Origin of the sequence: Aurantibacter sp. (assembly GCF_042094015.1) — a bacterium.
Classification (GTDB): Bacteria; Bacteroidota; Bacteroidia; order Flavobacteriales; family Flavobacteriaceae; genus Aurantibacter.
In genome coordinates this window covers 40,667-54,560 of sequence record NZ_JBELDZ010000006.1, presented here as the reverse complement: position 1 = coordinate 54,560, position 13,894 = coordinate 40,667, and the positions used below count along the sequence as shown (strand labels likewise).

Below are 13,894 nucleotides of genomic sequence, written 5' to 3'. Positions count from 1 at the left end.
TAAAAACAGAAAACAAAGCCTTTAAGGTTGAAAAATACAAGCACAGTTATCCAAACTGTTGGCGTACAGATAAACCAATTTTATACTATCCGTTAGATTCTTGGTTTATTAAAATTACCGATGTTAAAGATAGAATGCATGGTCTTAATAAAACCATTAATTGGAAACCAGAATCTACAGGAACAGGTCGTTTTGGTAACTGGTTAGCAAATGCAAACGATTGGAACTTATCACGTTCGCGTTATTGGGGAATTCCTTTACCAATTTGGAGAACAGAAGATGGAAAAGAAGAAGTTTGTATTGGTTCTGTAGAAGAATTAAAAGCTGAAATGGCAAAAGCAGTTTCTGCTGGTGTTTTAGCAAAAGATATATTCGAAGATTTTGTTGTAGGTGATAACTCGGAAGAAAACTATGCGAAATTAGATTTACATAAAAATATTGTTGATGAAATTACTTTAGTTTCAGCATCTGGTCAACCTATGAAACGTGAAAGCGATTTAATAGATGTTTGGTTCGATTCTGGTTCTATGCCTTATGCTCAATGGCATTATCCATTTGAAAATAAGGAGTTAATTGACGATAATAAATCATATCCAGCAGATTTTATTGCTGAAGGCGTAGATCAAACAAGAGGTTGGTTTTATACACTTCACGCGATTTCTACAATGGTTTTTGATTCTGTAGCCTATAAAAATGTAGTGTCTAACGGATTAGTGTTAGATAAAAATGGACAGAAAATGTCTAAACGTTTGGGTAACGCAGCAGATCCATTTACAACGCTAGAAACGTATGGCGCAGATGCTACACGTTGGTATATGATTTCAAATGCTAACCCTTGGGATAATTTAAAGTTCGATTTAGATGGTATAGAAGAAGTAAAACGTAAGTTCTTTGGAACACTTTATAACACGTATTCTTTCTTTCAATTGTATACAAATATTGATGGTTTTTCTTATTCTGAAGCAGATATTCCTTTAAACGAAAGACCAGAATTAGACCGTTGGATTTTAAGTGAATTACATACATTAATTCAAAAAGTAGATGCTTTTTACGCAGAATACGAACCTACAAAAGCAGCAAGAGCTATTTCTAACTTTACACAAGATTTTGTTAGTAACTGGTTTGTACGTTTAAGTAGAAGACGTTTCTGGAAAGGCGATTATCAAACTGATAAAATTTCGGCATACCAAACGCTTTATACATGTATGTTAACTATTGCTAAGTTAGGAGCTCCAATTGCACCTTTCTTTATGGATAGATTATATTTAGATTTAAACAAAGCCACTAAAAAAGAAACGTTTGAAAGTGTACATTTAGCAGATTTCCCAGTATTCGATCCTGCTTTTGTAGATAAAAGTTTAGAACGTAAAATGGAAAATGCTCAAACTATTTCATCTTTAGTGTTATCATTAAGAGCAAAAGAGAAAATAAAAGTACGTCAGCCATTACAAAAAATAATGATTCCTGTTGATTCTGAACAGCAAAAAGAAGAGATTTTGGCTGTTTCAGATTTAATTAAACATGAGGTTAATATTAAAGAAATTGAAATATTAACAGATGCATCAGACATATTAGTGAAACAAATTAAACCTAATTTTAAAACATTAGGTCCGCGTTTTGGAAAAGATATGAAACTGATTGCCAATAAGATAAACAGTTTAACTGCAGACGATATTAAAACTATTGAACAAAAAGGCATGTTAGATGTTGATTGTAATGGAAAAATGGTTACTTTAGAACGTACAGATGTAGAGATTACATCTCAAGATATTGAAGGTTGGTTGGTTGCAAATGAAGGAGCAATTACTGTGGCACTAGACGTTACTATAAACGCTGAATTACGTGAAGAAGGAATTGCTAGAGAATTGGTAAACCGTATTCAAAATTTACGTAAAGATTCTGGTTTTGAAGTAACAGATAGAATTAATGTAGAAATTAAAAAAGAACAGCAAATAGATAAAGCTGTAAAAGCTAATTTAGAATACATTAAAGCTGAAACATTAACTAACAATATTGATTTAGTAGAAAATGTTAATAACGGTACAGAAGTTGTATTTGATGAAGTAGAAACAACCTTAGGTATCAGTAAAATTTAAAAATATGGCCTCAGAAACAACAGAAAGATATTCAGACGAGCATTTAGCAGAATTTAAAGTAATTGTCTTAGACAAAATAGAGCACGCAAACCGTGATTTAGAATTGATTAAGAGTGCTTATATGAACGATCACAATAACGGTACAGAAGATACATCTCCAACGTTTAAGTCGTTTGATGATGGTAGTGCTGTAATGAGTAAAGAACGAAATAGCCAATTGGCAATTAGACAAGAGAAGTTTATTCGTGATTTAAAGAATGCGCTAATTCGTATTGAAAATAAAACATACGGTATTTGTCGTGTTACAGGAAAATTAATAAATACAGAACGTTTAAAAATAGTGCCTCACGCTACATTAAGTATTGAAGCAAAAAATATGCAATAAGTATTTTAATACTTGCTAAAACGAATAAACAGGTTATCTAAAAGTATTAATTTTCTAATGTCAGGTTGAGCGCAGTCGAAACCTCTTTTAGATTATTAATTTTAAATCTTAAAAGGAATTTTAATGATTTTAAAAACTTTAGATAACCTGTTCTTATTTCAAACAATGAATTTATGTCTTTAAAAAAAGCGACATTTTTTATTATTCTCATATTACTTTTAGACCAGATTTCTAAAATTTATGTGAAAACACATTTTATTTTAGGCGAAGATGTTCAAGTTTTTAATTGGTTTAAAATTTATTTTGTAGAAAATAAAGGAATGGCTTGGGGAACTAAGTTAAGTGACATTTTTCCATTTATAGAAGATAGAACAGCAAAAACATGTTTAACTGTTTTTAGACTGTTTGCAATTGTTGGTATTGGCTATTGGTTGCAACAAACAATAAAAAAAGAAGGTCCAAAAATATTAGTAATTGCACTTATTTTTGTTTTTGCTGGTGCATTAGGAAACATTATAGATTCTGTGTTTTATGGTGTTTTATTTAACGACAGCACAACACAAACTGCATCATTTTTAGCTACAGAAGGCGGATATGATACACTTTTACATGGTAATGTAGTAGATATGTTATATTTCCCGTTGTGGAAAGGTTATTTACCACAATGGATTCCAAGTATTGGCGGGCAATATTTTACATTTTTCGAACCTGTTTTTAATATAGCAGATGTTGCTATCAGTATTGGGTTTTGTATTTTAATTTTCTGGAACAGAAAGGCGTTTCCTAGTGAGTAAAACACATTAGTCATATCGACGAAGGAGATATCACACACTAAGTTCACGTAATTACTCCTATGCGATTTCTCATTCGTCGAAATGACTAGATAGCGGGTTTTAATTTTCGTATTAAAAAAAGACAAACTAAAACTCAAAAATGGCATTTGGCGTAACACAATAATCGAGTTTAATATCAGTTTTTAAAACGCCTTTAATATCTTCTTCAGGTTTATAAAAAGATAGACCAATTTTTATGCAATTAGGATTACATTCAGATAAAAAACGATCGTAAAAACCTTTTCCGTAACCAACACGATTTCCTTTAATATCGTAAGCTAAAAGCGGAATAAAAACCACTTCAATTTTAGAATTATCTATTTCTATGCCATTAACAGGTTCTGGAATTCCATAACTATTAACAACTATTTTAGTATTATCTTGAAGTAAAAAATTAGTCATTTTAAACGCTTTAAAATCACTTTTAGAAATAATACAATGTTTGTCTTTTCCTTGTAATACGTGTAAAAGATATTCAGTATTAATCTCCTTTTGATTTACTATAGGTAAAAAAACGTGATAATATTCTTTATCCCAAATCTGCAATTGTAAAATCTGATTTGCAATTGCAACACTAAGATCTTCAATTTGATTATGAGTTAAAGCTACGCGTTTAGATTTGTAAGATTTACGTAATTCGGCTTTAGTCATTAGTCTCTTTTAGTTTAGAGGTAATGTGAAATAAAGCATCACCTTGATAAACAATTGGTGTTTCGTTTACATTAATTAAATAACCAGAATATGTTGCTTTTACTGCGTGATTAAGTTTCCCAAAAGGATCTGTTATAAACCCCAATATTTGACCTTTTTCTACATAAGTATTAACATTAAAAACAGTTTTAAACATACCAGAGTATTTAGCTCTAAGCCATTTACTTTCTTCTACAAAAACAGGCTTTTGTGCTAAAGGAACTTCATGTGTATCTTCTAACATTCCTAAATGACTTAAAAAACGTGTAGAACCTTCTACTCCAATTTTAGTAATTTCTTTATCTAAAGACAAAGACTTTCCTCCTTCAAAAAGAATAACAGGTATTTCAAGTTTATTACATGCGTTCCTGAAGGTTTTTCTAATGTTTTTAGAATATAAAACAAAAGGAGCTGCAAATATTGAGGCAAAAGCATCGTGTTGAGAATTTCCTGCTTGAATTCTAATTTGTGCTGCATTAAAACGGTTTGCGCCACCAGTATGGAAGTCTACAATATAATCTACTTTCGGAATAACTTCATTCATTAAATGATGTGCAACTCTACCTGCTAAAGATCCAGTTTTACTACCAGGAAACATTCGGTTTAAATCACGACCATCAGGAAATTCGCGCTGTAAATTTATAAAACCAAAAATATTTATAACTGGCATACAAATAATAGTTCCAATTTTAGGTTTATTAACACTTTTTGAAATGAGCTGCCTTACTATTTCAATGCCATTAACCTCATCACCATGAATTCCTGCGGTAAATAGAACTGTAGGACCAGGTTTTTTCGATCTATGGATGATTACCGGAACATCTACAGTTGTGTTTGTGTGTAATTTAGCGACACTAAACTTAGCTTCTGCAGATTCTCCTTTTTTAATAGCCTTACCAAGGATATTTAAAATACCATTTGGATATATCATAACTTAAGACTTAGTGTTACGCTCTATAAATTTAATTAAGCTCTTTGCAATATTTCTTCCTGTGGCTTTTTCTATACCTTCTAAGCCTGGTGTAGAATTTACCTCTAATAATAAAGGACCACGTTCAGATTGAAGCATATCTACTCCACAAACCGGTAGTTTTAGTGCTTCTGCTGCTTTCATTGCAAGTTTTAGTTCGCTTTCATCTAACTTAACAATGTTTGCAGATCCACCTCTATGTAAGTTAGACCTAAATTCACCTTCTTTTCCTTGACGTTTCATAGCACCAACAACCTGTCCGTCTACAACCAAAGCACGTAAATCTGCACCTTTTGCTTCTTTAATAAACTCTTGTACAATCACTCTTGCTTGTAGGCCATTAAAGGCTTCTAAAACAGATTCAGCAGCACTTTTTGTTTCTGCTAAAACAACTCCTAATCCTTGAGTTCCTTCTAATAATTTAATAATAACTGGTGCGCCACCAACATGTTCAATAACCTCTCGAGCATCTCTAGAATAGTTGGTGAAAACGGTTTTTGGCATTCCTATTCCCTTTTTACTTAGGCGCTGTAAACTTTTTAGCTTATCTCTTGAGTTTAATATAGCATCGCTAGTAACTGTTGTAAAAACATTCATCATTTCAAATTGCCTAACAACAGCACAACCATAAAAAGTAACAGAAGCACCAATTCTAGGAATAACAGCATCCACGTAGTCTAAATGTCTGTCTTTGTAAAAAATTGTTGGTTTTTCTTTTTCAATTATAATATCGCATTGTAAAGGATCTATAACTTCTACTCTGTGACCTGCTTTTTCTGCCTCTTCAATAATACGGTTTGTTGAATACAAGTTGGCATTACGTGATAAAATTACAATGTTCATTATTTTTTTTGTTTAAATGATTCGTTTTCAAGATCAACATCTACTAAGAATTTTTTCTTAAGAAATTGTCTTCCAATTAACACGGGAAACTTCATATCATCTCTTGTGCTTAAGGTTAAATTTATTTTATATGTTTTTCCAAAGAAAATAGTAGTTGTTTTAATTTTATAACGATTTTCTATATGACCATTACTGCTTTTTACATCTGTGAAGGTAAAATTTTTAAAAACAACTTCTTTTCCATTAAAATTTGGATGTCCTTTACTATAAAACGTACAGTAAAGTGAATTACCGTCTTCAATAATTTTAGAGCAATGTATAGAGCTTGTATATGCTCCAGTATCTATTTTACAAGTCACACCTTTTAAATTTAATTCTGGAAAATCTATACAATCTTCTCTTCCAATCGTTTTTTTGCTCATAAAACTATTTCTAAACTAAAGCTAACTATTACTCAATAATTAAAGACAAACAAATTTATACTAATTTTAACGATTTGATTTGCAAAATTTGAAGTTAGGCATAAATTAAATATTTATATTTGAGAAACCTTATTACTTGGCTTAATTATTTAAGATGACTCCAGAATTAGAACTTCAACTAAAAACGTTACCAAACTTACCTGGAGTTTACCAATACTTTGATAAAAACGATACTATTATTTATGTTGGTAAAGCTAAGAGCCTTAAAAAACGTGTAAGCTCTTATTTTACAAAAACACATGATAGTGGAAAAACAAGGGTTCTAGTATCTAAAATAGCCTATTTAAAACACATTGTAGTAGAAACAGAAACCGATGCACTTTTATTAGAGAATAACCTTATTAAAAAGTTTCAACCACGTTATAATGTATTACTTAAGGACGATAAAACTTATCCTTGGATTTGCATTAAAAAAGAGCGTTTTCCTCGTGTTTTTTCTACCAGAAGATTAATTAAAGATGGAAGTGAATATTTTGGGCCCTACACCAGCACAAAAACCGTAAGTACGCTTTTAGATTTAATTAAAGGACTATATCAATTAAGAACCTGTAAGTATGACTTGGCTATTGATAAAATAAATTCAGGTAAATATAAAGTGTGTTTAGAATATCACTTAGGGAATTGTAAAGGCGCTTGCGAAAGCCTTGAAACAGAACAAAACTATCAAGAAAATATAAACGCTATACGAGAAATTTTAAAAGGAAATTTCAAAAGTTCTTTAGGAAATTTCAAAAATCAGATGAAACTTTTAGCTGAACAAATGGAGTTTGAAGCTGCGCAACGTATAAAAGAAAAGATTTCTATTTTAGAAAATTATCAATCTAAATCCACTATTATAAATTCAAAAATTAGTAATGTAGATGTTTTTAGTATTGTAAGCGATGATAGTTTTGGTTATGTTAATTTCTTACAAATTTCTTATGGCTCAATTATTCGTTCTCACACTTTAGAAATCAAGAAAAAACTTGAAGAGACTGATTTAGAATTATTAGAATTAGCCATAATAGAACTTAGAGAACGTTTTAATAGTAATTCTCGAGAAATTTACGTGCCTTTTAAAGTAGCGGTTGGCGAAAACATAAAAGTAAGTTTACCACAATTAGGTGATAAAAAACGAATTTTAGATTTGTCAATTCGTAATGCAAAATATTTTAGGTTAGAGCGTTTTAAGCAGGTTAAAATAACAGATCCAGATAGACATGCTAATAGAGTTATGGCACAAATGAAAACAGATTTACGTTTAACAGAAGAGCCAAGGCATATAGAGTGTTTTGATAATTCAAATATTCAAGGAACAAATCCTGTTGCAGCTTGTGTGGTTTTTAAAAACGGGAAACCAAGTAAAAAAGAATATAGAAATTTTAATATAAAAACAGTAGTTGGACCAGACGATTTCGCCAGTATGGAAGAAGTTGTTTTTAGACGATATAAACGTTTGTTAGAAGAAAAAAAACCTTTACCACAATTAATAATTATTGATGGAGGAAAAGGACAGCTATCTTCTGCTCTAAAAAGCTTAGATGTTTTAAATTTAAGAGGAAAAATTGCGATTATCGGAATTGCAAAGCGTTTAGAAGAGTTATTTTACCCAGATGATCCAATTCCATTATATTTAGACAAAAAAAGTGAAACACTTAAAATAATACAGCAGTTAAGAAACGAAGCACATAGGTTTGGAATAGAACACCATCGTAATAGAAGAAGTAAAGGAGCTCTAATATCAGAAATGGAATCTATTTCCGGTATAGGAGAAAAAACAATTGTAGATTTAATAAAAGTTTTTAAATCGAATAAGCGTATTTCTAAAGCAAAATTAGATGAATTAGAAGCGGTAGTGGGGTTAGCAAGAGCACAAAAAATATATAAGTATTTTCATAAAAATTAAATGAAGCAGGTTTTATTAATATTAATACTAACATTAAGTTTTACATTAAGTAGGGCTCAAACCTCTGAAACTGAAGATCAAAAAATTGGATTAGTACTTAGTGGTGGCGGCGCAAAAGGATTTGCTCATATTGGTGCGTTAAAAGTTATAGATAGTTTAGGTGTTAAAATAGATTATGTTGCTGGTACTAGTATGGGTGCGGTTATTGGTTCTTTGTACGCTTCCGGATATTCTGGTAAGCAGTTAGACTCTATTTTCAAAAGAATAAATTTTGACGATTTAATTCAGGATAATATTCCAAGAGAAGCTAAAACAACTTATGAAAGAGAAAACTCGGAAAGGTATGCTATAACTTTACCATTTGATAATTTTAAAGTTAAGCTGCCAACAGCTTTATCTAGAGGCCAAAACATATTTAATATATTAACAAGGTTGATGTTGCCAAACAGTAACATAACAGATTTTTCTAAATTACCAATTCCATTTTTTTGTATCGCTACCAATGTAGAAAATGGCACACAAGTTGTTTTAGATTCTGGCAACTTGCCTTTAGCGGTAAAAGCTAGTAGTGCTTTACCTTCTTTATTTCAACCAGTACTTATAAATAACGAGTTACTTATAGATGGTGGTGTGGTAAATAATTACCCTCTAGACGAGCTTAAAGCAAAAGGAATGGATGTAATTATTGGCGTAGATGTTCAAGATGGTTTAGCAAATAGAACAGATTTATCTTCTGCACCAGAAATATTATTTCAAATTAATAATTTTAGAACAATTAATAATATGAAAATCAAGTCTAAAAAGACAGATGTTTATATTAAACCAGACATTACAAGTTTTAACTTAGTAAGTTTTAGTGATGGAGAAAAAATTATTTTAGAAGGAGAAAAAGCAGCCTTAAAACAAGTAAAAAAACTATTAATACTAAAACCAAAACACCAGACAAATAAATTTGAAATAAAAAAAACACCGGATAGTTTAAACATAAAAAATATTATTATTTCAGGAAAAGAAAATTATACAACATCTTATATAAGAAGTAAATTAAAATTAGAACAGAATTCAAAAATAAGTTTCGATAAATTTAACAAAGGCACAAACAATTTAATTGCAACCAATAATTTTGAAAGTTTTTTTTATGAATTTAAAAACAATAAAGACGGTTATGATTTGTATGTAAATACAGTAGAGTCAAACAAGAAAACCCTGTTAAGAATAGCACTGCATTACGACGGTTTATATGAAACAGGATTGCTTTTAAATTTAACCAAGAAAAAATTATTATTTAAAAATGATATAGCCTCATTAGATCTTATTTTTGGTGATAATATTCGATATAATTTTAACTATTTTATTGATAAAGGAGTTTATTGGAGTTTAGGTGTTAATTCTAGGTATAGTGAGTTTGAGCAAAATATAAGCGCACAAAATTTTTTAAGCGAAGCTAATCTAGCAAACACTAACGTTAATAAATTAAATATAAAATATAGCGATATAACTAATCAGTTTTTTGTTCAAACTCAGTTTCGAAAAAACTTTCCGCTTAGGTTAGGTTTGGAACATAAAAAATTAGAAATTAATTCAGAAACAATAGTCTCAAGTACTTCGCAACTTAAAACAACATTTGAAAACAGTAGTCTTTTTAGCGCATTTGGACAAATAAGCTTCGATACTTTCGATAATCGTTTCTTTCCAAGTAAAGGTGTTTTGTTTAATGCAAATGCAAATTATTATGCTTTTTCTTCAGACTATAATAACAATTTCACACCATTTTCTATTTATAACGCAGCATTAAGTTATGCTATATCGCCAATAAAGAAATTATCTTTTAGGTTAAGTAGTTCGGCTGGACTAACAATAAACGCAGAAAATAACAACTCACTAAATTTTGCACTTGGTGGTTATGGAAATAATTTTATAAATAATTTTAAATCTTTTTATGGACATGACTATTTAAACATAAGCGCAGACAGTTATATTATGGGAAATGTTGATTTAGATTATCAGGTTTTTAAAAAAAACCACATAATACTATCTGCAAATTATGCTAATGTAGAAAATGATTTATTTAAAACATCTAATTGGTTAAGTATTCCTAGCTATACAGGCTATGCCTTTGGTTATGGGTACGATTCTTTTTTAGGACCAGTAGAAATTAAATACACTTACTCTCCAGATACACATAGAAATTATTGGTTTTTTAATTTAGGTTATTGGTTTTAATAATCGCAAAAAAATCACGATATTTGTAAGACTATGAAACATTTTTGGGAAAATCTCTTAACTTACCTTAAATTTCTTATCAAAAGAAATCCAGAGTGATTCACGTGTGTTTTCGACCTTGAATTATTCGCAACAAGTATTAATCATTCAAAATAAAAACACATGCCTTTTTATCATAAATTAGGGAAAATTCCACCAAAAAGACACACACAATTTCGTAAAGAAGATGGTTCTTTATATTACGAGCAGTTATTTGGAACTGTTGGTTTTGATGGTATGTCAACAAATAGCTATCATGAGCAAAGACCAACACAGGTAAAAGCCATAGAAAAGCAATATAGTGTTAAACCAACAATAGCTAAAGAAAACAATATACAATCTTATAGGTTAAGGGGTTTTCAAGTTAAACCAGAAAACGATTATTTAGAAAGCAGAAAGATTGTTTTAACAAATTCCGATTGTCATATTGCTTTAGCTGCTCCAAAAAAATCGACAACAGAGTACTTTTATAAAAACACAGATTCTGATGAAATGATTTTCATCCATAAAGGAACAGGTAAATTAAGAACAATTTACGGAAACCTAGATTTTAAATACGGAGACTATTTAATAATTCCACGTGGAATTATTTATAAAATAGATTTTGACACAGAGGACAATAGGTTATTTATAGTAGAGTCTCACGCGCCAATTTATACACCAAAACAATACAGAAATTGGTTTGGGCAATTATTAGAACATTCACCATATTGTGAAAGAGATATTCGTCGTCCTTACGAGTTAGAAACGAATAACGAAAAAGGAGACTTTTTAATTAAAGTAAAGAAAAAAGATGAAATTTTTAACTTGGTTTATGATTCTCATCCTTTTGATGTAGTTGGATACGATGGTTTTAATTACCCATATGCTTTATCAATTCATGATTTTGAACCTATAACAGGAAGAATTCATCTACCGCCACCAATCCATCAAACTTTTGAGACATCAGCATTTGTAATTTGTTCATTTGTACCTAGACTTTATGATTATCACCCTTTATCAATTCCGGCACCATATAACCATAGTAATATTGATGCAGATGAAGTTTTATATTATGTAGATGGTGACTTTATGAGTAGAAATGATGTAGAAGCAGGACATATTTCATTACATCCCGCAGGAATAGCTCACGGACCTCATCCAGGAGCAGCAGAACGAAGCATTGGGAAAACTGAAACAGAAGAGTTGGCTGTAATGGTAGATACTTTTAAGCCACTTATGGTTACAAATGAAGCTATGAAAATAGCAGATGAAGACTATTATAAGTCTTGGTTAGAGCATTAAAATAAACACAATAAGATAAACTAATTTGAAATACTTTCAAATTAAAAAAATTAAATCATCAAATTAAAAAAGATGGCAAAAGAAGTAAAATCAGTAAACTACGGTTTAGAAAAAATATTTGAAGGAGCACAAGATTTTTTACCTTTATTAGGAACAGATTATGTAGAGTTTTATGTTGGAAATGCAAAACAAGCAGCACATTTTTACAAAACAGCATTTGGATTTCAATCTTATGCTTATAAAGGATTAGAAACAGGATCTAAAGAATCTGTAAGTTATGTGCTAAAACAAGATAAAATACGGTTAGTATTAACAACACCATTAAATAGTAAATCACCAATAAACGACCATATTGTAAAGCACGGTGACGGAGTAAAGATTGTTGCTCTTTGGGTTGATGACGCTCGTAAGTCTTACGAAGAAACTATAAAAAGAGGTGCAAAATCTTATTTAGAACCTGTAGTTGAAAAAGATGAATTTGGTGAAGTGGTTAGAGCTGGAATTTATACTTATGGTGAAACTGTACATATGTTTGTAGAGCGTAAAAATTATAGCGGTACATTTATGCCAGGATTTGTAGAATGGAAATCCGATTACAATCCAGAACCAACAGGTTTAAAATATATAGATCACATGGTTGGTAATGTAGGTTGGAATCAAATGGATGTTTGGGTTAAGTGGTACGAAGACGTTATGGGGTTTGTTAACTTTTTATCTTTTGATGACAAACAAATCCATACTGAGTATTCTGCTTTAATGAGTAAGGTAATGAGTAATGGAAACGGACGAATAAAGTTTCCAATTAATGAGCCAGCAAAAGCAGCAAAGCGATCTCAAATAGAAGAATATTTAGATTTTTATGAAGGTTCTGGCGTACAACACATTGCGGTTGCAACAGATGATATTATTAAAACAGTCTCTCAGTTAAAAGCAAGAGGAATAGAGTTTTTACCACCACCACCACAAACATATTATGATGATATTCCAAACCGTTTAGGCGTTCATATGGATATGATGAAAGAGGATATTAATGAACTTCAAAAATTATCTATTATGATAGATGCAGACGAAGAAGGTTATTTACTTCAAATTTTCACTAAACCAGTAGAAGATAGACCGACACTTTTCTTTGAAATAATACAAAGAATGGGAGCACAAGGTTTTGGAGCAGGAAATTTTAAAGCCCTTTTCGAATCTATCGAAAGAGAACAAGAAAAAAGAGGAACACTATAAATTTTAAATTAAATTATTAAAAAAGCATCATTAATTTACTAATGATGCTTTTTTGTTTCATATTTTTGGAATAGTAATTGCAAATTAAACTATTAGAACCTTCAAGCCATATTTATATGTTGTTTGATTTAATACCTAATAATTATGAAAAAATTAATATTAATACTATGTCTTGCAATTAGTTTTGTATCAGTAGGATATTCACAAGAAAAAATAGACTCATTTAAAGCTGGAGAATGGTTTAAATTTAAAATGAGTTATAGTGGTTTTTTCAAGGCGGGAAACGCAACTTTACAAGTAAACGAAACAACACTAAACGAGAAACCTGTATTCCATGTTGTTGGTAAAGGCTGGACAACAGGTGCAATTAAATGGTTTTTTAAAGTTGAAGACAGGTACGAAAGCTATTTTGATAAAAACACAAACCTTCCATATAAATTCATTAGAAAAATAGATGAAGGTGGACATACAAAGGATTTAGAATTAGATTTTGATCAAAAAAATCAAAAAGTGTTTATTAAAAATAATGAAACAAAAAAGTCTAAAACACTAAAAACAAAACCAAATGTTCAAGATATGGTTTCTACGTTTTATTATTTACGAAATAAGTTAGATATTAAGAACTTAAAGGTTAACGACCAAGTAGGTTTAGATATGTTTTTTGATGAAGAAAGTTATGGTTTTAAACTTAAGTATTTAGGGTTAGAAACCATTGAAACACCTTTTGGAAAAGTAGAATCTCTAAAATTTAGGCCTTATGTAATGGCAGGTCGTGTTTTTAAAGAAGAAGAAAGCTTAACTTTATGGGTTTCAAATGATAAAAATAAGATACCTTTGCGTATCAAAGCAGATTTAGCAGTAGGTTCTTTAAGGGCTGATTTAGAGGCTTTTAAAGGTTTAAAATATCCATTTAAAATTATTGTAGATTAAT

General features: G+C 30.3%; 12 protein-coding genes. 8 read left to right on the top strand and 4 right to left on the bottom strand.

The window, feature by feature from the left end; all coding sequences use genetic code 11:
• The 3 genes from ACFDSN_RS01980 to ACFDSN_RS01970 all read left to right on the top strand — a co-directional run.
• A partial coding sequence (locus ACFDSN_RS01980) for a class I tRNA ligase family protein (protein WP_375238144.1) occupies positions 1 to 2,096 on the top strand: 2,096 nt, incomplete at its 5' end.
• A gap of 4 nt (positions 2,097 to 2,100) precedes the next feature.
• The gene (locus ACFDSN_RS01975; protein WP_375238143.1) at positions 2,101 to 2,481 is read left to right on the top strand and encodes a TraR/DksA family transcriptional regulator; all 381 of its coding nucleotides are present in this window, start codon (positions 2,101 to 2,103) and stop codon (positions 2,479 to 2,481) included.
• 173 nt (positions 2,482 to 2,654) lie between these two features.
• Complete coding sequence (locus ACFDSN_RS01970; protein WP_375238142.1) at positions 2,655 to 3,275, top strand: lipoprotein signal peptidase; 621 nt, start codon at positions 2,655 to 2,657, stop codon at positions 3,273 to 3,275.
• 126 nt (positions 3,276 to 3,401) lie between these two features.
• On the opposite strand, the gene ACFDSN_RS01965 is transcribed toward ACFDSN_RS01970, so the two are convergent.
• From ACFDSN_RS01965 to ACFDSN_RS01950, 4 genes are read right to left on the bottom strand one after another with little or no spacing between them, the layout of a single operon-like run.
• Positions 3,402 to 3,965 (bottom strand): 5-formyltetrahydrofolate cyclo-ligase, encoded by a 564-nt coding sequence (locus ACFDSN_RS01965; protein ID WP_375238141.1) that lies wholly within the window; start codon positions 3,963 to 3,965, stop codon positions 3,402 to 3,404.
• Positions 3,958 to 4,935, bottom strand: coding sequence for a succinylglutamate desuccinylase/aspartoacylase family protein (locus ACFDSN_RS01960; protein WP_375238140.1), 978 nt, complete (start codon positions 4,933 to 4,935; stop codon positions 3,958 to 3,960). The genes ACFDSN_RS01965 and ACFDSN_RS01960 overlap by 8 nt, the downstream gene beginning before the upstream one ends.
• A gap of 3 nt (positions 4,936 to 4,938) precedes the next feature.
• Positions 4,939 to 5,817 carry a 30S ribosomal protein S6--L-glutamate ligase gene (rimK, locus tag ACFDSN_RS01955; RefSeq protein ID WP_375238139.1) on the bottom strand — a complete coding sequence of 293 codons (879 nt, stop codon included), beginning with the start codon at positions 5,815 to 5,817 and terminating at the stop codon, positions 4,939 to 4,941.
• Positions 5,817 to 6,239: an ATP-dependent zinc protease gene (locus tag ACFDSN_RS01950; RefSeq protein ID WP_375238138.1), complete on the bottom strand. Its 423-nt coding sequence runs from the start codon at positions 6,237 to 6,239 to the stop codon at positions 5,817 to 5,819. The genes rimK and ACFDSN_RS01950 overlap by 1 nt, the downstream gene beginning before the upstream one ends.
• Before the next feature lie 154 nt (positions 6,240 to 6,393).
• On the opposite strand from ACFDSN_RS01950, the gene uvrC reads away from it, so the two are divergent.
• The 5 genes from uvrC (at position 6,394) to ACFDSN_RS01925 (ending at position 13,893) form a co-directional block, all read left to right on the top strand.
• Positions 6,394 to 8,184, top strand: a complete 1,791-nt coding sequence (gene uvrC, locus ACFDSN_RS01945) for an excinuclease ABC subunit UvrC (protein ID WP_375238137.1) — start codon at positions 6,394 to 6,396, stop codon at positions 8,182 to 8,184.
• Positions 8,185 to 10,407: a patatin-like phospholipase family protein gene (locus ACFDSN_RS01940; RefSeq protein ID WP_375238136.1), complete on the top strand. Its 2,223-nt coding sequence runs from the start codon at positions 8,185 to 8,187 to the stop codon at positions 10,405 to 10,407.
• Positions 10,408 to 10,569: 162 nt separating this feature from the next.
• Complete coding sequence (locus tag ACFDSN_RS01935) at positions 10,570 to 11,730, top strand: homogentisate 1,2-dioxygenase (protein WP_375238135.1); 1,161 nt, start codon at positions 10,570 to 10,572, stop codon at positions 11,728 to 11,730.
• A 72-nt stretch (positions 11,731 to 11,802) separates the two neighbouring features.
• The gene (hppD, locus tag ACFDSN_RS01930) at positions 11,803 to 12,963 is read left to right on the top strand and encodes a 4-hydroxyphenylpyruvate dioxygenase (protein WP_375238134.1); all 1,161 of its coding nucleotides are present in this window, start codon (positions 11,803 to 11,805) and stop codon (positions 12,961 to 12,963) included.
• Positions 12,964 to 13,107: 144 nt separating this feature from the next.
• Entirely contained in the window at positions 13,108 to 13,893 is a 786-nt protein-coding gene (locus ACFDSN_RS01925) for a DUF3108 domain-containing protein (RefSeq protein WP_375238133.1), read from the top strand.
• Position 13,894: the final 1 nt, after the last annotated feature.